At 56.0% G+C, this 21,840-nt stretch carries 17 protein-coding genes and 1 pseudogene; 10 read left to right on the forward strand and 8 right to left on the reverse strand.

The annotated features are described in order from the left end of the window. Positions 1-6: 6 nt before the first annotated feature. Genes XX99_RS17665 through XX99_RS17685 form a run of 5 tightly spaced genes read right to left on the reverse strand, consistent with a single transcriptional unit; the run spans position 7 to position 5,803 of the window. Positions 7-1,209: an FkbM family methyltransferase gene (locus tag XX99_RS17665; protein ID WP_050060716.1), complete on the reverse strand. Its 1,203-nt coding sequence runs from the start codon at positions 1,207-1,209 to the stop codon at positions 7-9. 44 nt (positions 1,210-1,253) lie between these two features. Continuing rightward, entirely contained in the window at positions 1,254-2,084 is an 831-nt protein-coding gene (locus tag XX99_RS17670) for an SDR family oxidoreductase (RefSeq protein WP_050060717.1), read from the reverse strand. Between the two features lie 13 nt (positions 2,085-2,097). After that, positions 2,098-3,123 (reverse strand): Gfo/Idh/MocA family protein, encoded by a 1,026-nt coding sequence (locus tag XX99_RS17675; protein WP_231581461.1) that lies wholly within the window; start codon positions 3,121-3,123, stop codon positions 2,098-2,100. A gap of 8 nt (positions 3,124-3,131) precedes the next feature. Then, positions 3,132-3,983, reverse strand: a complete 852-nt coding sequence (locus XX99_RS17680; protein WP_050060719.1) for a sugar phosphate isomerase/epimerase family protein — start codon at positions 3,981-3,983, stop codon at positions 3,132-3,134. Positions 3,984-3,988: 5 nt separating this feature from the next. Continuing rightward, positions 3,989-5,803, reverse strand: a complete 1,815-nt coding sequence (locus tag XX99_RS17685; RefSeq protein WP_050060720.1) for a thiamine pyrophosphate-binding protein — start codon at positions 5,801-5,803, stop codon at positions 3,989-3,991. Positions 5,804-6,153: 350 nt separating this feature from the next. Between XX99_RS17685 and XX99_RS17690 the strand changes: the two genes are divergently transcribed. The 3 genes from XX99_RS17690 (at position 6,154) to XX99_RS17700 (ending at position 10,935) form a co-directional block, all read left to right on the forward strand. Continuing rightward, positions 6,154-7,743, forward strand: coding sequence for a sulfatase-like hydrolase/transferase (locus tag XX99_RS17690; RefSeq protein ID WP_050060721.1), 1,590 nt, complete (start codon positions 6,154-6,156; stop codon positions 7,741-7,743). Between the two features lie 209 nt (positions 7,744-7,952). Then, positions 7,953-9,479, forward strand: coding sequence for a D-glycero-beta-D-manno-heptose-7-phosphate kinase (gene rfaE1, locus XX99_RS17695; protein WP_311732239.1), 1,527 nt, complete (start codon positions 7,953-7,955; stop codon positions 9,477-9,479). A gap of 97 nt (positions 9,480-9,576) precedes the next feature. After that, positions 9,577-10,935 carry a lipopolysaccharide biosynthesis protein gene (locus tag XX99_RS17700; protein WP_050061136.1) on the forward strand — a complete coding sequence of 453 codons (1,359 nt, stop codon included), beginning with the start codon at positions 9,577-9,579 and terminating at the stop codon, positions 10,933-10,935. A gap of 98 nt (positions 10,936-11,033) precedes the next feature. Here XX99_RS17700 and XX99_RS17705 read toward each other — a convergent pair whose 3' ends face one another. Together XX99_RS17705 and XX99_RS17710 are read right to left on the reverse strand one after the other, a co-directional pair. Continuing rightward, positions 11,034-12,269 (reverse strand): GNVR domain-containing protein, encoded by a 1,236-nt coding sequence (locus XX99_RS17705; protein ID WP_231581463.1) that lies wholly within the window; start codon positions 12,267-12,269, stop codon positions 11,034-11,036. A 112-nt stretch (positions 12,270-12,381) separates the two neighbouring features. Then, on the reverse strand, positions 12,382-13,395 hold the full coding sequence (locus XX99_RS17710) for a glycosyltransferase family 2 protein (RefSeq protein ID WP_050060722.1): 1,014 nt from the start codon (positions 13,393-13,395) through the stop codon (positions 12,382-12,384). A 515-nt stretch (positions 13,396-13,910) separates the two neighbouring features. Here XX99_RS17710 and XX99_RS17715 point away from each other — a divergent pair. The 4 genes and pseudogenes from XX99_RS17715 (at position 13,911) to XX99_RS28135 (ending at position 17,110) form a co-directional block, all read left to right on the forward strand. Then, positions 13,911-14,867: a glycosyltransferase family 2 protein gene (locus XX99_RS17715; RefSeq protein ID WP_050060723.1), complete on the forward strand. Its 957-nt coding sequence runs from the start codon at positions 13,911-13,913 to the stop codon at positions 14,865-14,867. A 156-nt stretch (positions 14,868-15,023) separates the two neighbouring features. Continuing rightward, positions 15,024-16,220, forward strand: a complete 1,197-nt coding sequence (locus tag XX99_RS17720) for an O-antigen polymerase (protein ID WP_231581514.1) — start codon at positions 15,024-15,026, stop codon at positions 16,218-16,220. Between the two features lie 387 nt (positions 16,221-16,607). Next, positions 16,608-16,823: pseudogene (locus XX99_RS28695) on the forward strand (methyltransferase domain-containing protein); the annotation flags it as partial. Between the two features lie 86 nt (positions 16,824-16,909). After that, positions 16,910-17,110, forward strand: coding sequence for a hypothetical protein (locus XX99_RS28135; RefSeq protein ID WP_050060726.1), 201 nt, complete (start codon positions 16,910-16,912; stop codon positions 17,108-17,110). Positions 17,111-17,136: 26 nt separating this feature from the next. Here the strand turns inward: XX99_RS28135 and XX99_RS17735 are convergent, their stop codons facing one another. Next, the gene (locus tag XX99_RS17735) at positions 17,137-17,733 is read right to left on the reverse strand and encodes a TylF/MycF/NovP-related O-methyltransferase (protein ID WP_050060727.1); all 597 of its coding nucleotides are present in this window, start codon (positions 17,731-17,733) and stop codon (positions 17,137-17,139) included. 242 nt (positions 17,734-17,975) lie between these two features. Between XX99_RS17735 and XX99_RS17740 the strand changes: the two genes are divergently transcribed. The 3 genes from XX99_RS17740 to XX99_RS17750 all read left to right on the forward strand — a co-directional run bounded on the left by XX99_RS17740 (position 17,976) and on the right by XX99_RS17750 (position 21,835). Further along, entirely contained in the window at positions 17,976-19,052 is a 1,077-nt protein-coding gene (locus XX99_RS17740) for a glycosyltransferase family 9 protein (protein ID WP_231581464.1), read from the forward strand. Between the two features lie 173 nt (positions 19,053-19,225). After that, positions 19,226-20,770, forward strand: coding sequence for a B12-binding domain-containing radical SAM protein (locus XX99_RS17745; RefSeq protein ID WP_050060728.1), 1,545 nt, complete (start codon positions 19,226-19,228; stop codon positions 20,768-20,770). A 24-nt stretch (positions 20,771-20,794) separates the two neighbouring features. Further along, a complete protein-coding gene (locus XX99_RS17750; RefSeq protein ID WP_082125679.1) occupies positions 20,795-21,835 on the forward strand; it encodes a glycosyltransferase in 1,041 nt (346 codons plus the stop codon). Positions 21,836-21,840 lie beyond the last annotated feature (5 nt).

Here is a 21,840-nt window from a genome sequence, read left to right on the forward strand (position 1 = left end):
TACTCCCTACCGCGGCCGAAGGCGATGTTTGGGGATTGCATAAGTGACAAGGTCCCAGCCCTCTAAAAGGTGAGGACGCAAGAAAAATGCATAATTGTCGCTAAACGACTTTATGAGAAGCGGAATTTTCCAGAGATGATCTTGTAGATGGTAAGTGCAGATTGCGAGAACGGGTGTGCGCCGCTCGATGATACCCCGTGCACCCGTCAATGCGTCTAGTTCTGAGCCCTCGATGTCCATCTTGATATAAGTAGGTTGCGTTCCTGCGAGAACTTCGTCGAGAACAACGCAATCGACCGCCATATCGCCCTTTCCGACCCGAGAAGCCTCACTTCCCTCACCGGAAAAAGTAACAACCCCGGCAGTCGCGCCGACCGCGGCGCGCCGAACGCTGATCGAATCTCGTTTTGGCTGCAGGGAGACATATTCCTGGAGCTTGGCGAAGTTGGCGGGATCCGGTTCGAATCCGTAGATGTGGGTGAAATTATTCTTGGTCTCTTCCAAAAAGCTTTGAATGCTGTCGCCGTCGAACGCGCCGCAGTCAACGAAAACTTCAGAATCGGTCAACGGACAAAGTTCCAGCGGAAAGTAGATAGTGTGCTCTACGGGATCGGGCATGGCATTAAAATCTCCAAGCACACGCCACCGCAGCTGCGCCAGGTATTCGCCGCGAGAGGCGTCGTCGGCCCAGAGTTGCCCAGCCTGTCGAACCTTATCAGCCTCCTGATGCACCTTGTGAGGGAGGTCGACGGCATAGTGAGGCAGGAAAATCTCCGGATGCTTCCAAAATAACGGCTGGAACGTCATTACATGCTGGCAGCCGAGGTCTCGCAGCGCGGCCTCGCGGTCGGGCATTCGATCGGCGCTCTTGCCTCTCCAGATCGTGACGATGAAGATCGCCTGGTTCCCATGAAGGCGTGCGGCTTCTTGTGGTGAAAGAACCTGTACGCCATCGACCTTGGTGTTCCAGAGTTGCGAGTTGTTGTCGGTAAAGGCGATTGGCTCCGCGCCTAACCTACGCAGGCCGGCTAGAGTAATGCGGCCCAACTGTCCAGCGCCGAACAGGACGAGAGGCTTCTTTACAAGCCCCGCTTCCAGATCGTACGCCACGTTTTGCCGGTCGCGTGCGCCCGCTTCGCCTTCAGCGAACAGGCCGTCCAAGGCCGCAGTCAATTCGTTTCCGGATAGCCCGATTGTCGCAATTGCCATTCGTTCACCTCCACATCGCAGCCTATAGCTCGATGAAAATTCGTTTACCAACAACTCCGTCCGCCGTCGATGACGAGGTTTGTGCCGGTCATGTACGACGATGCGTCGGAACACAGAAATAAAATTGCGCCCTGATATTCATTGGTCGCGGCCATGCGTCCCAGCGGGATCAGGTTGGTCAGCCGCTCAACGAAGTCTTCCGGCTGGCCGTTGGCTACGCCGCCGGGCGAAATAGCATTCACACGAACTTTATTCGCGGCCCAATAGGTGGCCAGATAGCGCGTAAGACCCACGAGAGCCGATTTCACGACAGAGTAAGTGACAGGTTTAACCGGTTGCAGGTGCTCCGGCAAACCGGGCTGTCGATAAATACGCTGATCGGGGCCAATCAGAGCCAGATCGGACGCCACGTTGACGATGACGCCTCCGCCATTCGCTGCCATATGGCTTCCCAAAACCTTGCTGCAAAGGAAGGCGCCGGTCAATCCTACTGCGAGGTCGGCCTCCCATTGAGACAGGGGGAAGTTCTCCAGACGAGAAAAGTCTATCTCTCCGCTGGCCTCCATTTTGGGATTATTGGCTGCGTTGTTGATGAGAATATCGAGACGACCGTAGCGAGAGAGGACCTCATCGCGAAGCGATTCGATCTCCTGCTGCTTCGTGATATTGGCGGCGCAGCCAAAGGCTGGAACGCCATAGGTGTCAGCGAGCGCTTGCGCTTTCTCGCGAGCGCGCTGCTCGTGAATGTCTACCAGCACCGGGATGCCTCCGGCTGCAGCTATCGCGGTGGCGTGCTGCTCGCCGAGCAGACCTGCGCCGCCCGTGATCACCGCGACGCGGCCAGATAGATCGAAGGGGTTGGTAAGCTTGGTCATACCTGATCAATTCTCACGACAGTTCCACCAATTGCCCACTTGCGGCCGATTCCTTAGCGGCCAAGGCGAGACGCAGACTCTTCATGCCTTCATTCAGATCTACCAGTGGTTTCTTCCTGGTCTTCACGCAGTCCAGGAAATGTTCGGTTTCGCGAATAAAGAGGAGATTGCGGTCGAAATCCTTGTAACTGACTTGATCTTCCGTGCCGTTTTCGAAATTGTGCAGAGTAACGGAAAGCTCGGGGAAGTTGATAACGGCTCTGCCCATGTCCCCCACCACTTCGCACTGGCGATATGCCGGACGTTGAAGATAATCCTGTTGTAAGTGCACAGGCAGCGGTCTTCCATCATGCTCGCATTGCATCAGTGTACTGGCTATATCTTCGACGTCGATTTCCAAATTGCTCCAGTGGCCGCCGATCGAGAACAAGCGCTTCGCCATGCCAAACAAAGCATAAAGATAATCGAATTCGTGGATCTGCGAGAGCACTACGCCGCCGCCCAGGCTTGCTCGCGCGGCATAGCCGGTCCGGTAATCCTCGTAACGATGCCAGTTTGGCAGATATTCCCCTACTATGGAGCGGACCCCGAGCAGATTCCCTAACAGCCCCTGCTGCAGGATCTCCTGCATGCGGAGAAAACATGGATGGAAGCGGAGTTGGTAGCCGACCATTGCGATCCGGCCATGCTTTTCGATTGCAGCCTGTAGCTCAGGCAATCCCGCGAGGTCGTTCGATAAAGGCTTTTCCACGAAGATGTCGCAGCCGGCTTCGATACAAGCCAGCGCCACCGGGACATGCATACTGCTGGGGTTGCAAATGAAGGCGATGTCCGGTCTCTCCGCCAGTGCAGATCCGAGGTCTCCGAAAACGCGGAGTCCGTATTCGTTCTCGACATCGAGCTCGTCGTTTTGTTGCAAGGTCGGAGTGATGACTGACGTCAGTCTGCGAACGCGGTACGCGATGATCTCAATATCATTGCCAAGCAAGGATCGCAGATTACGAAGATGACGTTGTCCGATGCCGCCCAGCCCGATCATCAATATCTTCATCGGTTCTTTCCCCGGCCAAAACCGGCTTCCTGCAATTGGCTCCTAACCAGTTCGCGATTTTTCGCGATCCAGTCAAGCTCCATGCCCGGTTCGTCCCGGGCAATCTGCATCACGAAGTCGCCCTTGTATGCTGTGCGCGACAAATTAGAAAGCAAAACCGGGATGTTCGCGTTTCCGGATCCAAGCGGGACCGTCCCCCCGCCGCGAATCCTGTCTTTGATGTGGACACTGCCGATGCGCTCCCCATATGAGGCAATTTCCTCCGAAGCGTCGTACCCCAGGGAAGCGCTATTCCCCGAGTCGTAGTTCACTTTCAAGAAGGGGTGCGGGAGCCTGGCAAGCAACAAACTAAATTGCTCCGGACCAAGCGAAGTTTCCAGGTGCAGCTCGATGCCTGCCTTCTCCGCGGCCATCAAGGCTCCGGATAATATCCGGACTACCTCGTCCTGGTCTGTCTCGTTTTCAATCCTGGAGTTATCGACAAAGGGAAGCACCATACGTTGGATGCCAGCCAGTTTGCATCGCTCCAAGAGCCACAGGAGTTTGTCGATTCGCACTTCCAGTTCCGCGGGGCTCACGCGGAGAAAGGGGTGCTCCATGAAGTAGTCTGCGCAGACCGAGACCACGGCAATGCTATGCTTCTCGCTCAACTGCGCCATTTCGGCCAAACCGGCATCGGTGTTAAGTGGATTGCCATCTTCACCGACAGAGTCGTATATCCACTCGATTGCGTCGATGCCCGCCCGCTGAGCGAGAGAAAACTCTTCGCGCCAGCGGCTGAGTGGAAAGCTTTGAAAATGGCCATCGTAGGGCGGTAGAAGTCTGCCCTGCATTACCGCAAGTCTCATCCTCCCTAGTCCTCCTCGACCGGGATCAACATATTCGAGAGGAATTCCTCTCGCGGAAGAAAGGGAAACAAGTCTTCGAGCGGCTTGGAGACGAAGGAGCCATCGGGGCGCTGAACTGAAGAAAGCCGCGGGCCGCGGAACTCATCCGGAAGGACATGCGTGTCGCAAACCATCGGGCCGCCGCGGGCAAGCACCCTGCGCAAATCGGCGCGCAAATCCGACTGATCGCGAATAATGTCCGTCTTCAGGCCATAGGCCTGTGCGACCTTGCCGATGTCCGGCAGGCTCTGCCCGGTCTCCCGGTTACAGCCAATACGCGGGGAGCCGAAGAAGGCGGTCTGTGAAATACGAATGGAGGCATAGCCATCGTTGTTCAGCACGAAGAAGGTGATAGGCAACTGCAGCCGCGACACCGTCTCCAGCTCCTGAATGTTGAACTGGAATCCTCCATCGCCATCCACGCATACGACGGGTCGGCGGCCATTGGCCATGCAGACTCCAATCGACGCAGCGATACCAAAGCCCATTGCTCCTAGGGCTGTGGTGTGAAAGACTCGCTGTCCGGGCTTCACGCGCAGAGCCAGGAGGAAGAGTTCAATTGCACTCCCCGAGCTTCCCGAGACGATCGGAGTGTTGTCCGGAAGTACATCCTGGATTGCTTCGGCGAGGTGATACATGCTCACCGGCCCTTCCGGCTTCCGGTGTTCGACCTGGATAACCGGATAGCGGGTCTTCCAATCGGCACAGCGCTGCTTCCAGACGGAGCGGTCCTTTGTTTGAATCTCTGACTTGCGGCGAAGCAAGGCGCGCATGAACTCGCCTGCGTCAGCCTGCACTTTGGTCTGGACCGAATCCCCCATCTTGCCCAACTCGGTGGGATCGATATCCACCATGACCTTGTGGGCAGCGCGCGCAAGACGTTCCGGAGAATAGCCGGTGATGACGCGGTCCAATCGAGCGCCGAGGGTCAGCAGGAAGTCGGAGTTTTGAATGGCGAAGTTCGCCCCCCGCGGCGCGAGCGAGCCTGGCCGCCCCACAAACAGGGGATGATCGTCTGAGATCAGATCAATTGCCAGCCATGTTGCTTCGACAGGGACATCGAGCAGCTCGACGAGCTCGAGAAATTCCTTCTCCGCACGGGCTAAGCGAATGCCATTGCCGGCCAGGAGCATCGGCCGCTCGGAGGCGTTCAACGCCTGGATCGTTTCTCCGACCAGTGACTCCAGATCAACTGTAGACCCAGTCGCGGACTCGGCAGGATTAAAACCCGGCTGTTGCTCCGGTTCAATGGGCATGGCCTGCACGTCGAGTGGAATGTCGATCCAGACCGGACCTGGACGTCCCGACTTAGCAAGGTACAGGGCCTTCTCCATGTGATAGCGGATGGACTCTGGATCGTCTATTGTCACGGCGTATTTCGATAGAGGCCGCACGATCGAGACGATATCGACTTCCTGCATACCGACCTGCCGAACGCCGAGTGGCACCCCGTCCGAAGTAAACATCCGGTCTGCGCGTTTGACTTGGCCAGAAAGAAAAAGACAGGGAGTCGAATCCAGCCATGCACCAGCCAGGCCAGTGATGGCGTTCGTGGCGCCGGGGCCTGTGGTGACCAGAGCAACGCCCAAGTGGTTGGTGGCCTTGGAATAGTTTTCGGCCGCGATAGCGCTGGCTTGCTCGTGGAGATTGCAAACAAATTCAAGCTCAGCACAGCGGCTCAAGGAATCGTTCAGGTGCATGGCGCCGCCGCCAGGCACTAGAAATACATGTTTCACGCCGCTGTCCGCGATAGCGCGGAAAACGTAGTCCGAAAGCTTCATTGTTTCTTAGGCTCCATCGGGCTTCAACACTGAAATGTCCAGCAACTTGCCCATGGCAGAAGCTGCAACAATACCTGTTCGATGATAGCGCATCGCTTCACCGCGCTCTTTAGGTTGTGAGAGCAAATATCGAAGGTGTGATTCCCGCCCAAAGACCTCCCGGGTCTTCAGGTTTTCTCAATTTGGACAAGTTGTACTTTCTTGTTATAACCGAAATGAACATCGGACCAATTTACCGACTTTCTCAATCGACCGGCAATGAGCATAGGTCTGACGAGTGCTTTCTTGAATAGCACTTGCGCGAGAAAGCCCGGTCAGAGGGATGCTTTGCCGTCGCTGTTTGAAAAAGCATGAGGATACTCCAGCATCCGATCACGACTGCGCTCGGAATAACCACGCTAAGCCTTCTTTTTCTGATAGGGCCTTTCGTCTCACCCAACCACGAGGCGATCTATCATTTAAGCGGCACGGCAACTCCGGTGTTCATTTTGGTGGGGATCTATTTCGGTTATCTATGGCTACTGCTTTCTGGTGTACTTCTGATCGCAGAGAAATACCGGATTTTTTGGTTCCCCGTTTGGCTCGGCGTCCTATGGTTTCTTCCTTGGGTCGTCCTGAAAAATTGCATCATGCTTACCCTGTGGCCAATATCCCACCGGGCTATGGTGCACCTCTTTCTTGGAACGCTTGCGGCGTACTTGGTAGCCCTTTTGTTCCGTCCCGCTATCTTGAGAAAGAAGTTCCCGTCCATCCAGAGTGTTGCCTCCGTTGTACTCGGTTTTGCTGCATTCGCTGGTTTGGCAACGTTGGTCCGATTGCCTTACGAAGCCTGGGCCGCGCGAGACCTAAACCCACGGTTTACGGCGAACGCACGAAGCATTTCCCCTGCCAGGAGTGCGGCTCACCACAGAATTATCTGGATACTATTTGACGAGCTTTCACAGCAGCAAGTTTATGGAGAGCGGTATCCCGGGCTAAGCTTGCCCGCCTTCGATCGGTTGGCGGATCAATCTCTTGAATTTACCCATGTGGTTCCGGCGGGCATTCTGACTGAGCGCGTCATCCCGTCCCTGTTCTCTGGCTTACCTGTCGACGCGATCCGCGTTTCGGCGGATGGTCAGTTGCGCGCCCTCCACAACCCTACCAGCGAAGTTTGGCAACCCTTCAATCAATACAACACTGTCTTTCAAGATGCGCACTTTGCGAACTATGCCACGGGTGTTGTGGGATGGATGAATCCTTACTGTCGCCTGTTGGCGGGAGTACTGGATCGGTGCTTTTGGACCTACCGCAGTCCTGAGACTAACGATCTGCAAGCAGATCACACCTGGCAAGCAAGAATGACGAGCCCTTTTCGATTTCTTGCCTCTTATTTTCCGGACTCGTTTGGGCTTGGCGCCAGGGGGGGGGCGTTCGGCAGGACGGCTTCGGAGATGCACATCGCCGACTACGTTGAAATTCGGGACGAAGCTGATAGGCTGCTCGCCGATCCCGCAATCGACTTCGTCTTTCTGCACCTGCCATTGCCTCACCCCGAGGGTATTTACGATCGCAAACGGATGATTTTCGCAACCGCCGGCGCATCCTATCTCGACAACCTTTCCCTCGCCGATCAATATCTCGCACATGTGCGTCTACTGTTAGAGAAACAGCATCAATGGGATTCTTCGGTTGTAATCGTCATGGGGGACCACTCTTGGCGTACGGAACTGATCTGGAAGCGATCGCCGGGTTGGACTTTAGAGGATGAACAAGCCAGCCACGGTGGCAAGTTCGACGATCGCCCTGCTTTTATCGTCAAGATGCCAATGCAGCAAAATGCTTTGCAAATGGACATTCCATTCGCGGCCGTCCACACTCGAGAGCTTCTGGATGCGGTCATCAGAAGCAAGGTCGAAACCGCAGCCGAACTGAGATCCTGGGCTGAGAAGCCCCGCTAGCTTTCTAAGCTGACCGCACAATTTCGATCGAGCAGCTGTCCGACGTCCCCGACTTTGTTCCGACACCGGCCTATATAATAAGCCGTGAAGTTGCTGCACCCGCGTAAAAGGCCAATGACCTCGTCTGCCCTATCTTCTACAGTATTTGGTCTCAGATTTGAGAATTATCTCAATCCGGATTGCTGCCATCTTCGACAGGTGAATCACGAGTGATTTCGAAGGTCAATAACTCAGGCGTGCACCGTTCCGAGGGGCGTAGCGGTATCGTTCATCTTCACGAAATCGTTCGCCTGCTGGAGAGCGGCTGGGCCGACAAGCATATTCTCGTGGTTGGCGATGTGATGCTGGACAAGTACATCCACGGCAGCGTAGACCGCATTTCCCCGGAAGCACCGGTCCCTATCGTCCAGGCTACGCGGCGGAGTGAACAACCAGGAGGCGCGGCCAATGTTGCGATGAACGTCGCCGGACTGGGAGCGCGTGCCACGGTAGTCGGCTTCGCTGGAGATGATGAAGACGGTTCCATCCTCGCTGCCATGCTGAAGGCCAGCGGAGTCGAAGCTCATCTCGTCACGGTTCCCGGTAAGCCAACTACGTCGAAGCTGAGGATCCTCGGCGGCAGCCAGCAGATGATGCGGCTGGACATCGAAACCGCAACTCCCAGACCGCCGGAGGCGTATACGGCTTTGCTCGAAGGATTGATTTCCTTACTCCCCGATGTCGATGGCGTCATCCTCTCTGACTACGCCAAGGGCACGCTTACGGCGGAGAATTGCCGGAGCATCATTGCTGCGGCTCGCCAGGCTGAAGTCCCCGTTATGGTCGATCCAAAAGGCCGCGATTTCCTGCGCTATCGCGGCGCGACAACCATCAGTCCCAATCTGAAGGAGCTGGCTCTCGTCACCGGACATACAGTCGGCGAGGTGAAAGATGTTTTAGAGAGCGGGCGATCCCTTGTGGCGGAACTTGGCCTTGAGTACCTCACCGTCACCCTGGGAGAGAGAGGCATCGCAATCCTTGACGAGGAGGGCGAATTTGACGCTCCCGCGATCGCTCGCCAGGTCTTCGACGTCTCCGGAGCCGGGGACACCGTCATTGCGACCATGGCTGTCGCCACCGCCTGCGGGGTTACGACAGAAGACGCAGCACGTCTTGCCAACGTCGCCGCCGGTATCGTCGTCGGCAAGCTTGGCACGGTCCCGATCGCGCGTCATGAGCTGGTCGCCGCGCTAACCGAGTTTTCCGGCACTGAAACACCAGAAAAAATCCTCGATCTGGATCGCCTGCTCGTGCGTGTCGCGGAATGGCGCGCATCCGGTCACACTGTCGTCTTCACCAACGGCTGCTTCGATATCCTGCATGTCGGTCATATCGCGCTGCTGGAGGATTGCCGCCGGTTCGGCACCAAGGTCATCGTTGGTATCAATAGCGATGCCTCGGTCTCGGGACTCAAAGGCCCGAGCCGTCCCATCGTCGGGGAGCGCGAGCGTGCTCGCATTCTCGCTGCCCTTGCGGCAACCGACGCGGTCGCAATCTTCGACGCGCCCACCCCTATCGACCTGATTGTCGCCCTTCGTCCGGATGCTCTCGTCAAGGGTGGCGACTACACCGAAGAATCGGTGGTTGGGGCGCACGAAGTCAAAAGCTGGGGTGGACGTGTTGTGATCGTACCCACCGTGGAAGGCTTCAGCACAACGAATATTGTGCGCAAGCTGGCCCACTCCGCAGACCGCTGAAGCTTTTACGAAGCACCAGGAGAAAGATGCGAATCATGATTATCGTCAAGGCAGCGGAGGTTTCGTCCGTAGTGATGCAGCTCTGCCGAAAGAGCGAATGAAGCTTACTGAATTTCGCAATTGGATACGGCATACCCTTGGACTCGATCACGCAATTGCATTCACTGTTCTGGCACGCGTTTGGTCGAGCGCAGCCGGGGTCATCACGGTTCTGCTGATCGCAAGATTTCTCTCTCCCGCCGAGCAGGGCTACTACTATACGTTCGGAAGCCTGGTCGCCCTGCAAATCGTTTTCGAGCTGGGATTCTCGATCGTAATATTGCAGCTTGCGAGCCATGAGAGAGCTCATGTAACCATCTCGCCGGGTGGAGTCATCACCGGAGACCCGGTCGCGCATGAGCGGCTTGCATCCGTTTTGCAAAAGTCTGTGCGATGGTACACCGTGGCGGCCATGATCATGGCGTGCGTTTTGATGCCGGCGGGGTTCCTCTTCTTCTCTCATCAGCGACATTCAGGACCGGCGGTCGCCTGGCAAATGCCCTGGTGCTTTGTCGCGCTGGCCGCGACACTGACTTTTCAGATCGATCCCGTGCTCTCTTTTCTGGAGGGTTGCGGATATGTGGCCAACATCGCGCGACTTCGATTCACGCAGGCGATGCTGGGCGGCGTATTGATGTGGTTAGCTCTTTCGACGCATCACGGGCTGTTCGCTCCGGCCATGATGATCCTCGCCCAGGTCATTGCTGGAGGGGTATGGCTGTATGGCCGCAGGTCTTTGCTGCTCGGGCTGCTTCGCTATCGCACCGCAGAGAACCGCATCCTTTGGAGCCGGGAGGTATGGCCATTTCAATGGAGAATCGCTGTCAGCTGGATATGCGGCTATTTTATCTACCAGCTCTTTAATCCTGTCCTATTTGCTTATAAAGGCGCGGTGGCAGCGGGCCAGATGGGAATGTCTCTGACGATCGCGACCGCATTGCAGTCGGTTGCGATTGCCTGGGTCAATACCAAGGCTGCGCCATTCGGGGCACTGATCGCCCGCAAGGATTATGAGCAACTCGATAGGGTGTTTTTCCGGGCGTTTCGACATTCGATTTCCGTGTATTGTGCTGGCGCGTTGCTGGTGTGGCTCGGTGTGGTCTATTTGAATGCTCAACACATGCGTTGGGCTCAACGGGTACTTAGTCCACCCGTGCTGGGCCTTCTCTTTCTGGCGACGCTGCTCAATGTGATTGTGTTTGCGCAGTCGATTTACCTGAGAGCGCACAAGCAGGAAAAATATATGGCCAGCTCGATCGGCTCGGCGATCTTGGTAAGCTTGTCAACTTACTTCTTTGGGAGAACCTATGGTGCCGCGGGAATGGTGGGGGGCTATCTCTGTATAGGCTTATTCGGAGGAATATGGTACAGCACCTATCTCTTTGTTAAGTACCGCCGCGAATGGCACGCAAACTGATGTCACGGAAGAAAAGTTCCGATAGGGCGGAGCTACTTTCGAGGACCAGCCGTGGAGATCAAAAGCGTCCGGAAAGAGTTGCCGTGGAACAGCCTGATTTACTTGCGCGAAAAAAGCGCTTGCCGCAGTGCCAGCAGCCGCGGCTGCTCGGCTGGGTTGCTGGCGATCCTGGCAAATGCCTCGGAAATGAATGACCAGACCACGCCAAAGAATACTCCCAGGATAAGCGCGCCAAGCACGATTAAAGCGCGCTTAGGCGACGAATGGCGATCTGGTACCACTGCGGGATCAACCACCTGCACCACTGCGCCCTGCCGGGCCTCATCCACCTTCGCCGCCTCGTACTGCCGTGCCAACAGCTCTAAGATGGTCTCAGAATATTTCACGTCCCGGAGCTTACGCGTATATTCGAGACCCGACTCCTGCATGACGCCTTTGGGAACGAGCGGCGCGCTCGAAGTACCGTTCGGCGTTGCCCCCATTTTGGCCTCTTCCGCCTTCAGGCCCTGCAACTCCTGCTGCGCCATCGTGAGGTCAGGATTCTCTCCGGAAGCGAAGGACTGCATCGCCTGGATTTGTACCTCCTTGGCCACGATCTGCGCCCGAACCTGGCCCACGGCTTCGATGAGTGCCCGATCCTGGCTGTCTAGCTGAAGCACGCCCGTCTTCTGCTCCGTTTTCTTCAGGTTCTCTTCGGCGTTAGCCAGATTATCTTTTGCCTGGCTGAGCTGCTGTTCGAAGAAGAGTCGCCGCTGGGAAGCTTCGGTGACTGCAAGGGTCGAGGTTAACTTCTTGAATTCAGCTACATAACCATTGGCAAACTCCGCTGCACGCTGCGGACTTCGATCCGTGACCGAAACGCGAATCAGCCCATCTTTTGCCCCATTCTCTATGTCGACGGCCTTCTCAAGCCTGGTCCGGGCCTGGGACCTCAGCCGAACATGATAGAGATCCATCAAGTGATAACGATCGATCATCGCGTCTTCAACCGTTCGGCTTTTCAGCAAGGCAACTTGCAGGTCGTTGGGATTTTTCAACCCGAGTGCTCCGCCCGCCAGCCCGGCCACCGATCCCAGGCCGCCTAATTGAGCCATCAGCGCTGAACCTGCGGAGGTAGAGCCGCCCTGCTGGGGCGGCAAAAGCGATGTCGTCGCGGTGTACTCGTTTGGCAGGAGCAGCGAAGCTGCAATGGCGACCAGCACCAGCGCCGCCGTCACGCGGACGATCAATCGGCGCCGTCGCGCGAGGACTAATAGCAGTTCAAGCAGGGACGTCTCTTCTTCGCCTGGCGCCAAGAAGTCCTGGTTCGCCACTCTCTCGGCATCGCCGATCACAAGTTTCTGGTCCTTTTGGCTGGGTTGCAGCCGCTTTGGTTCAAACCCTACGAGCTTACTCCATCATAACGGAGAGCATCAAAGGCATATTCGCCAACGGTGGGCATCGGGCTCATCGAAGTAAGGGGTTGCCTATCGCCCGGTCCAGGCGATTTATAACTCTGCAAAGCAGCAGCCACAGCCGGGCCGGACCATTCGGCAGCCGCAACACAGGATATACAAAAAAATAGAGACGAAGGTTATTCGGGAAAAGAGAGTGCAGAAGGGTGTCGAGTTGCTCCCCCTCATAACGGCTAAGTCCAAGTTTTGTCTGGAGCGCCCAGGGCGGGAAAAATACCTGAAGCGTTCCATTCAATATAACTCTCACCAGGGCGGGCTCTACAAGCCACTCTTCGGTGATCCGCTTGAGGTTCACGCCGAAGATGGTGAAAAGCGAAAGGCCGCCGCGATTATCGCCGCCTGCGGCGATAATCGGCTCGCGGAGGTAAGCGCCTTTCCGGAGATAACGCACAGCAGTATACGTCCAGCTCAGTTGTCCAAGATAAGTCCCCGTCAATTCGGAGAACGGCCGATGCGGCAGGGACAGTACTCGCTGCCTGTTGATGATGTTTGCCGTAATAAAAGTGAGAAATACATGGGTTTTGAGCGCGAATGTTCTGGCGTCGTAGATGACCTCGAACTTCGGCTGCCGGTGAATCGCCGGCAGGGTGTCTTCGAAGCTGATCTCTTTGCCGTGGAGATGCACGATGTCATACTCGCCGCTTCGCTCGCCCTCGCTGAGCAGGTCCAAGACCGTAGCGATTCCGCCAAGCAGGACGACATCGTCGTCGCCCATGATCCATACATACTTTCCCGACGCCTGGGCGAAGCATTGCTCGAAATTCGCGTCAGGTCCGATGTTCGTCTCGTTCCGGATACTGCGAATCGAGAGCCCGCGGCTGCGATACTCCTCAACGGCGACAGGCGTCCCGTCGCTGGAGGCATTGTCGGAGACCAACAATTCGACCCGAGACTCCTCTGCCAGTTGTGGCATTAGCGAATTGAGCAGCCGCACGAGATAGCGACTGCGGTTATAGGTTGGTATCGCAATTGTCAGAAGGGGAGAATCGAAAGGCGTGATGGTCAAACCCTTTCGCCGGCGGCTGGGTTAGGTTGTTTTATCCGCGGTTGGGCGTGTTCCGGAAACATCGAAGTCTAATCTATACCAGATGTGCGCGGCTCGACAAACCAGGCAAGTTCACCGCTGATACGCTCGATACGTTGGCACAGCGCGTCATATTAAATCGAGGGAAGACGCTTTGCTAAGATTGAGATTCGATCTGTAATCGCACGAGTCAGTCTCTTCATGTAGTTTCTGAAATCAAGGTGTCATCTCTCTGGCAGAAGGTTCGAGGGGGCCTGTCCTTTTCTAGTATGAAGGAGCAGCCTCTCTATGAATGACCGGCAAATTTTCGCCTCTTCGAGCAGGATTCTCTGACGCGGGAGTACAGGCGGGGGGCCTTGCGCCGCGAAGAAGAAGCCGGCGAGACCAGCAGCCAGGGTTGGATACGAGGTTTTGAGCAATTTTCGATGGCGCTCGGTTCGACCTGAAGGGAAGTTCCATGACAGAAGACCAGAGCCGCCAAGCGAGCCGCACGCCCCGTGATTAAGACCAGGGCAATCGACCAGCTCAACGTGTCTATCATCATCCTGAACTGGAATGGATGGCGCGATACCATTGAATGTCTTGAATCTGTTTTTCGGCTGAATCATCGGCGCTTCAATGTGGTGGTGTGCGACAATGCCTCGTCTGATGGCTCTTTTGAGAAGATCAGGGATTGGGCAGAAGGAAAGAATCTAGTAGGTTTTGGTTCCTCGTCGCAGGACTGCCCTGGTCTTGCGCTCATTCAAACGGGATCTAATCGGGGCTTCGCTGGCGGTAATAATGTCGGGATCCGACATGCCTTGGAGCGCAGCGACTGCGATTACGTATGGCTTCTGAACAACGACACCATTGTGGATCCGGATGCGTTGTCGGCAATGCTCAGAATGATGTATTCAAATCCGGGGCTCGGCGTGTGTGGTTCTCTCCTTCGTAGCTATGCTCCTCCCCGCGAGATTCTGACGGCAGGCGGGAGGAGATACAGCCGGTGGAGTGGGCGCACACGGCCGTTAGTCGATATCGCTACGCCGCAAATCTCAACCTCGCCGGGAGCCCCAGATTACATTGAGGGAGCCTCGATGCTGATAAGCCGAAGGTGCATCGAGCAAATAGGGCTGTTGGAGGAACGCTACTTCTTGTACTCAGAGGAGATCGATTACGTGGTCCGGGCACGATCTGCGTTCCATTTCGGATTTTCGCCAGACAGCGTCATTTACCATAAGGAGGGCGCGAGCATTGGAACCGCTGCTTTGAGGATGCATCGAAGCATACTCCAGGAGTTTTATCTGGCTAGGAACCGGCTCCTTTTTACCTGGTGGCATTATCCTTGGTTCTGGCCCTCAGTGTTTGCCACCGTAGTTGTGAGTTTCCTGCAGCGCCTCTTGATCGGCAAGCCTAAGAGCGCTGCCGCGATTCTCCGCGGGGCGTTAGCCAGCTTCAGCGGAAAGCTTTATTGATGGTGGAGATTTAGCGTGTCTTGGAACGCACTTTACGTCCTTGATGTGGTCGGGATCGCACTCTTTCTCATCTCCTACTACCGGAACTGCTATCGGCGTGGCTACCGCATCGATTTTTGGCATCTCGGCCTGTTTCTAAGCTGCGTCTTGCCGAACATGCTGATGCTTCCCTTTTCCACAAACGATCTTAATGCGATCGTTGTGGGCGAGAATTTCCCTTCCGTTGTCACGGTGCTGCCGAACGTCTTCCTGATCGCAATGGTGGGATATTTCTCCCTGCTGGCGGGTGGAAGCTTATGGCATCTTCGGGTGGGGCTCGGCCTGCGCAAGAGGGCGGCCGACATCATGAACGTTGTCCCCCGATGCTCCATGATGCTGATCTCGTCTCGGAAGCTGCTCGTGCTCCAGGCCTTGATGTGCATAGTGTCGCAAGCTGCAATCCTAGCCATCTATTTTGCGACTAGCGGTTTCGGATTCGATCTTCGAGGTTACACATTTGCGCACCCGTGGGTGCGTCCAGTGGCGTTGATCATCTCCAATTATTCGATCGTGATTGCCTCACACTGCTTTGCGAGATATGCCGATACACGCGAAAAAGTTCTTCTGTTTTGCACCTTGCTGATAAGCGGAGGCCTAGTCTTCTTTGGCGCAAGGGCCAGCATCCTGGCTATCTACTTTAGCGTTCTGTTGTGCTACCTGGTTAAGCGAAGAGATAAGGTCAGCTTACTGCGTCTGTTTGGTCTTGCAGCGGCGATGATCCTGGGTGCGTTGTATCTGGGAAGCGTGCGGGACGGCGTAGCTTCCTTGCCGGATTTTCTTGGTTCGCTGGCCTTCTTATTGTTGTACGGGAGTAACTTTTCCGATCTTAGAGACTTCGGTTGGGTCTACGCCGGCTGGAACCATGTACCCTGGTTCGGCAAGACATATCTTGCAGCCGTCATCGCATTCGTTCCGAGAGTGGCGTCGGAGTTTCGCGACACCTGGGGATCTGGCGTTGCGATGGACCTGACCGCCGGTGTTGATCCGACGAATCATCCCGGACTGCGGCCCGGCTCTTTTGGAGAGGCCTACTTCAACTTCGGCTTGTTGGGGGTGGTCGTCGCAGGGTTGATTCTCGGCCTCTTCGCTCGACTTGCCGATGCTGAAGCAAAGCAAGCCCTCACGGCGGCGCGACCTTCGATAGCGAAGGCCTTTTCATTCACCATGATGGGGGCGGTCGCGGGTTGCTTTTCCGTTAGTGCCAGCGTCTCCGCCCTCTACGTGCTGTTAGGGGTTTATTTCATTACGTGGCTTTGTCTTCGCGTGGAGCACCTGATCCGTCCGCCGAAAATCTTTTCTGTCGGCTCTACGTGATGCGCTTACAGTGGCTGATATATACTCGGTTCGGATTGCTGGCGCTCGCTAATACGGGGGAGTACTCGGGAGTGAGCAAGTTATGTTTCAATCGTACAAAAACACGAATTATCTTATTGATAGGTCGCGATAGCGACTGCGTCAGGGTGGAGAAATATGGCCCAAAGCCTAGATGAAATCCAAAGCATAGAGTTGACCCTTTGGGAGAGGCTCAGCGAGCAGGACTGGCTTGCAAATCTTGCGAACAAGCTTTCGGAGCTGCGGTGGCTTTTGCCGAAATTCCCAGCCCACGATCGGGAGTTTCGCGAAGCGGGTTCAGTACTTGAGTTAGGGGCTGGGGAGGGGTGGTCGTCTTGCGTAGTCAAGCACCTCTATCCGTAATTGGAGGTGGTCGCCTCGGACATAAGCCCAGCTGCAATCGAGGGCATCGGTAGGTGGGAAAGGATATTCGAGGCCACTGTAGATTCCCGGATCGCATGCAAAAGCTATGAGGTGCCATTGCCGGATGCAAGCGTCGGCCTCATCTTCGCGTTCCAGGCGGCTCACCACTTCCGGCTGCATGAGGAGACGTTGCGCGAAGCAGTGCGCATTCTACGGCCCGGCGGAGTCTGCATGTATCTCAATGAGCCTTCCTGCAGGAAATACCTATATAAGGTTGCCTATTGGAGGGTGAACCGGAAGCGCCCTGAGTGTCCGAAGATGTCCTCGTCGTCGAGCGTATGCGTGATGCAGCTGCCACTCTCGGGCTTAAGTTCGAACTCAATTACAGCACGAACACCGTCAACCGCGGTGTTGTCGAAGGCGTGTATTACAAGCTGCTCTCGATTTTCCCAGTTCTCTGCCGATGGCTTCCTTGCACGGCTGATTTCATCTTTACTAAGATTCCATAGCGCACATGGAAATCAGAGATCCCTCTCTAGACCTTGCGGAAGAGGGCTGAACCGTGGAAGTCGGGGATTTCGATTAGCGATTCAGGCTTGTCGGCCATGAACTCGTGGGCCGCCCTCGAAATAGCACGATCCGATTCCGGCGAGTTATAGTCGTGCATGAAGAAGTATCCTCCCCTCGCCATGCGCGGATAGAAGAAGCGAAGAACTTCGAGCGCTGGGCGATACAGGTCAACGTCCAGCATGATCAGGGAGAAACTCTCGCCCTCGAGGCCAGACGCGGTTTCGGGAAAATAGCCCTTTCTGAATACAACATTCTGCGTGTCACCAATGACCCCTGCGACCAATTCCTGCGAGGTATCCTTGAAGCGCGTGTCTTCACCCGCCTCCAGATCCTGGCTGGGAAAGCCTTCGAATGTATCGAAGAGGTACAGGCGGCGCTCCGGTGCCTGCCGGTGAAGAAAGGCGCTGGTGACTCCGCGATATACGCCTACTTCGGCGAAGGCGCCTGGTATGTGGTCATCCTGAAGTCTCTGGACAGCGAGCGCGAGCGTCGAATAGCGTACGTCATCAGGATATTCTTCGATTCGTTGGGCTACAGCGGCGGGATAGGACGGGAATTGCATCGTCCTACGTGCTCTCGTGAGGCTTGCCAGCTTGCGCGCAGCCAATCGCAAGCTAATTTTAATGCGGTCGCTGTCAGTGGGCATCTCTCGTATTGTATTACCTGATGCCGAGTTCCCTTTGACACTCGAACTTCGATAATGGAATGGGCATCAAGTCGGGGCGGAGATGGAGCAAGCTCGCGCGGGTTTTCTGTAAGTAGCCTCAGTATTCCGCCGCCGCGCCTCGTTGTCAGGAGAAGTAATTGGTTCGCAAAACTGCCCTTATCGTTAAATTCGGCCAGATCGGCGATGTCATCATGGCCATCCCCGCTGCATACGCTCTTCACGAGCGAGGCTTCGAAATCGACTGGGTTTGCGGCCGGTCGGTTCTGCCGCTTCTCGCCTGCTACTCGTGGATACGGCCGATTCTTGCGGATGACCGGGCGATCTTCCGCGGCAGCACACTGAAGCGAGTCCGGGCGATTGCAGCTTTATGGGGCGCAATCGCCCGGAAGCGATATGATCTCTGCGCCACACTCTATTACGATCGCCGCTACCATCTACTGACACTGCCTGTCCGCGCCCGCAGCAAACGGATGCTTTCAAGGCAGTCCAGGGAAACGACACTTCTTCCAGGCCGCCATCACAGCGACGAATTCGTCCGCTTTGTGTTGGAGAGGGAAGACGGCTGCCAGGAGGGGAGTGCGACACCAGTCTGCCCGGATCGCCTTCCGCCCTCTCCTTTAACACCCAAAACCGCCCCGCGCCGCATCGCGATCGTTCCCGGCGCAGCGAGCAACTTGCTTCATCGCCAGGTATTGGGCATGGAGCCGGAGAGTCTGCGCCGCTGGCCAGTGGAGAGCTACAGAGTTCTAGCGCAGCGTCTAGTCGACCGCGGTTGGGAGGTCGTTCTTCTTGGCGGTCCGGACGAAAGCTGGGTCAAGCCGCATTTTCTTGGAATTGCGATGACCGACTGCATTGGCAAACTCACTCTCCCCGAAGTTGTGAGTGTTTGCGGCACCTGCGACGCAGTCGTTTCCAACGATACCGGCCCCCTCCACCTGGCCGGTCTGAGCGAGACTCCGCTGGTGGGCATCTTCGGGCCTACCGATCCTTCGACGCGCATTCCCAGGCGCGCGCTCTCCGTGGGAATCTGGGGAGGGCAGGGTTTTGCCTGCAGGCCATGTTACGACGGTGCAAATTTCGCTCCCTGTCAATTCAATGGATGCATGCACCAAGTGACTCCATCGAGGGTACTTCGGGAGCTGGACCGCCTCCTGGACGCCAGTTCGCGAGGGCTGCCAAACTCTTGGCGGATCGCGTTTCCGGATGAAAATTGATCGGACGGCGGTAACCCATTAGCAGCAGTTGTAATCAGAGTTCATCCGAAGCGGCTACGGCGTTCTAAGTCGCGACTGCATCCTATCGTCTATGGTAGATTGAAGAATAGAATTCGCTGCCAGCAACGAGTTAGAAGATGTTCATTTAAAACCATCTTCGGAGGCTTTTTCGAATGCGCGTGCTTTTCCTTAATCCACCTTTTCATCCACGGTTTTCCCGCGAGCAGCGGAGCCCCGCAGTTACCAAGAGCGGAACTCTGTATTACCCCAAGTGGCTCGCGACCGCGGCTGGGGTTGCGATTAAGAATGGGCACGAAGTGGACCTGGTGGATGCGCCAGCCGGTGGGTTTTCAGTGCAGGCGGTCATTGATCGTATTGCGTCCAAAAACATCGAGGCCGTGGTCTGCGACACCTCCACTCCCAGCATTCTCAATGACGTCAGTGTCATTGAATCGCTGACGGCGGCTAATCCTAAGTTGCATACTCTGATGGTTGGCCGTCACGTGTCCTCTCTCCCCAAAGAGACGCTTGCCATGTCTGATTCGCTGCAGGCGGTCGCGATCCGAGAGTATGAATACACCGTTCGCGACTGGCTCGAAGCAAAGGCTTGCGGAGCCGATCTTTCCCAGGTGGACGGACTCGCGTGGCGTCAGCCCGGCACCGGAGAGATCATCATCAATAAGCAGCGCGCGGCGATTCATAACCTCGATGAGCTGCCGTTTGTGTCCGAGGTCTATAAGCGCTTCCTGCATACGCCGGATTACTTTTACGGCCATTCACTTTGGCCTCTAGTCGTTTTCGACACCAGCCGCGGGTGCCCATACCATTGCTCCTTCTGCGTTTATCCGCAGACCTTCAGCGGCCATACGATGCGTTACCGGTCAGTTGCCAACGTAGCGGATGAGTTTGAGTTTGTCTCTCGCGAAATGCCGGAAATTAAGACCGTGATGCTGGAGGATGACACCTTCATCGTCAGCAAGCCACGCACGCTGGAGTTGGCCAACGAGCTCATTCGCCGCGGAAACAAGCTGCCCTTCGATGCGAACTGCCGCGCCGACATTGGCGCCGATCATGAGTTGCTGTCTACATTGCACAAAGCGGGAGCGCGTTTATTCTGCGTAGGCTTCGAGAGTGGCGACGTGGAAGTAATCAACGGCATGAAGAAGAACAATGACGACCGCCGGGATGCCAAATACCACGATGAGGCTCACAAGTTTGTCCGCCGCTGCCAGGAAGCGGAGATCATGGTTCATGGCTGCTTCATGGTGGGTAATCTGAATGAGACCCCGGCCAGCATGGAGAAGACATTGAGCTTCGCGAAGGCGTTGCGGCCCGATACCGCGCAGTTCTTTCCCATCATGGTCTACCCGGGCACCGTCGCATATCAAGAGGCCAAGAAGCGGGATTACATCCAGATCGAGGATTGGGGCGCGTGGCTGACCAAGGACGGTCTTCATAACAGTGTCGTGACGCTGCCCAACATCTCCCATGAGCAACTGGTCAGTTTCTGTGATCGGGCGCGGCGTAGCTTCTATCTCGCACCCCCGTATCTTCTCTACAAGTTGAAGCAGTCGCTCAAGGACCGCCGGGAGCTACAGCGTAATCTCAAAGGATTCCTCACGCTTGCTAAATATCTGGTGAAGGGCAGCGATCATCAGAAGGATGGTGCCTCCCCGATTGCCGGAGGGCCTGCTAAAACCCAGGGCGCAACAACCTAATCGGGTTTCAAGTCAGTGGGAGCGATGGAAGCGGGCAGTCGGAATTCGTCAATCAGATCACAGTCCATTGAGTCGATATCGGTCATTATCCCCACGTTCAATGGGGCTCGACGTATCGGCAACTGCCTGAAGGCGCTCTTGGCGCAGGTGGATGGGCGGGACGTTGAAATTTTGGTGGTCGATGACGGTTCAACCGATGAAACTGGATCGGTGGTTGCGAGTTATCCGGGCGTTCGATTGATCACCCAACCCAACGCGGGCCCTGCGGCGGCCCGGAACCTCGGCGCCAGAGAGGCGCGCGGGACAATCCTTCTGTTCACTGACGACGATTGTGTGCCGATGCCTGACTGGCTTGACGCGATGCTGGCTCCCTTCAACGATCCAAAAGTGGTTGGAGCAAAGGGTATCTACCGGACCCATCAGAAAAGCATGGCAGCGCGTTTTGTCCAGATCGAATATGAAGATCGCTATCGCCTGATGTCCAGCCAGCCTGATATCGACTTTATCGATACTTACTCCGCAGCCTTTCGCCGCGGCCGGTTTCTGGAGATGAATGGCTACGATACCTCCTTCCCGGTGGCCTGCGCTGAAGACATTGAACTTTCCTACCGCATGTCCGCGCGCGGCTGGAAGATGCAGTTTGCTCCCGCCGCAATCGTCTACCACACGCACCCCGACAGTCTATGGCGCTACCTGAAAAAGAAATACAAGTTCGCATTTTGGCGGGTGGTCGCGGTCCGCAAAAATCCTGGCAAGGGTGTCAAGGACAGCCACACTCCGCAGGTGATGAAGCTTCAGCTTTTGTTTCCTCCGGCGCTGCTCATGGCTGTAGCTTTTGATATAGCCATGCGGCCAGGGTTGGTTGCCTCAGTATTCGTATTGGCTGCGTTCCTGCTTAGTACGTTACCCTTTGCGCTGCGAGCGGTGATGAAAGACCCGGTAGTTGGATTGATTTCTCCACTGCTACTCGCCGCGCGGGCATGCGCGCAGTTCCTGGGTGTAACCGGCGGCCTGATCTATAGTTATCGTAATCAAGCGGCGATTCCGGTTAAATCAGCAGCCTGAAACAG

This window comes from Silvibacterium bohemicum, assembly GCF_001006305.1.
In the GTDB taxonomy this organism is placed as follows: domain Bacteria; phylum Acidobacteriota; class Terriglobia; order Terriglobales; family Acidobacteriaceae; genus Silvibacterium; species Silvibacterium bohemicum.

Excerpts from the sequence above, each read along its gene's own strand:
- XX99_RS17665 (WP_050060716.1), bottom strand. The coding sequence starts at position 1,209 with ATGGCAATTGCGACAATCGGGCTATCCGGAAACGAATTGACTGCGGCC.
- XX99_RS17670 (WP_050060717.1), bottom strand. The coding sequence starts at position 2,084 with ATGACCAAGCTTACCAACCCCTTCGATCTATCTGGCCGCGTCGCGGTG.
- XX99_RS17675 (WP_231581461.1), bottom strand. The coding sequence starts at position 3,123 with ATGATCGGGCTGGGCGGCATCGGACAACGTCATCTTCGTAATCTGCGA.
- XX99_RS17680 (WP_050060719.1), bottom strand. The coding sequence starts at position 3,983 with ATGAGACTTGCGGTAATGCAGGGCAGACTTCTACCGCCCTACGATGGC.
- XX99_RS17685 (WP_050060720.1), bottom strand. The coding sequence starts at position 5,803 with ATGAAGCTTTCGGACTACGTTTTCCGCGCTATCGCGGACAGCGGCGTG.
- XX99_RS17690 (WP_050060721.1), top strand. The coding sequence starts at position 6,154 with ATGAGGATACTCCAGCATCCGATCACGACTGCGCTCGGAATAACCACG.
- XX99_RS17700 (WP_050061136.1), top strand. The coding sequence starts at position 9,577 with ATGAAGCTTACTGAATTTCGCAATTGGATACGGCATACCCTTGGACTC.
- XX99_RS17720 (WP_231581514.1), top strand. The coding sequence starts at position 15,024 with ATGCTGATGCTTCCCTTTTCCACAAACGATCTTAATGCGATCGTTGTG.
- XX99_RS17735 (WP_050060727.1), bottom strand. The coding sequence starts at position 17,733 with ATGCAATTCCCGTCCTATCCCGCCGCTGTAGCCCAACGAATCGAAGAA.
- XX99_RS17745 (WP_050060728.1), top strand. The coding sequence starts at position 19,226 with ATGCGCGTGCTTTTCCTTAATCCACCTTTTCATCCACGGTTTTCCCGC.
- XX99_RS17750 (WP_082125679.1), top strand. The coding sequence starts at position 20,795 with ATGGAAGCGGGCAGTCGGAATTCGTCAATCAGATCACAGTCCATTGAG.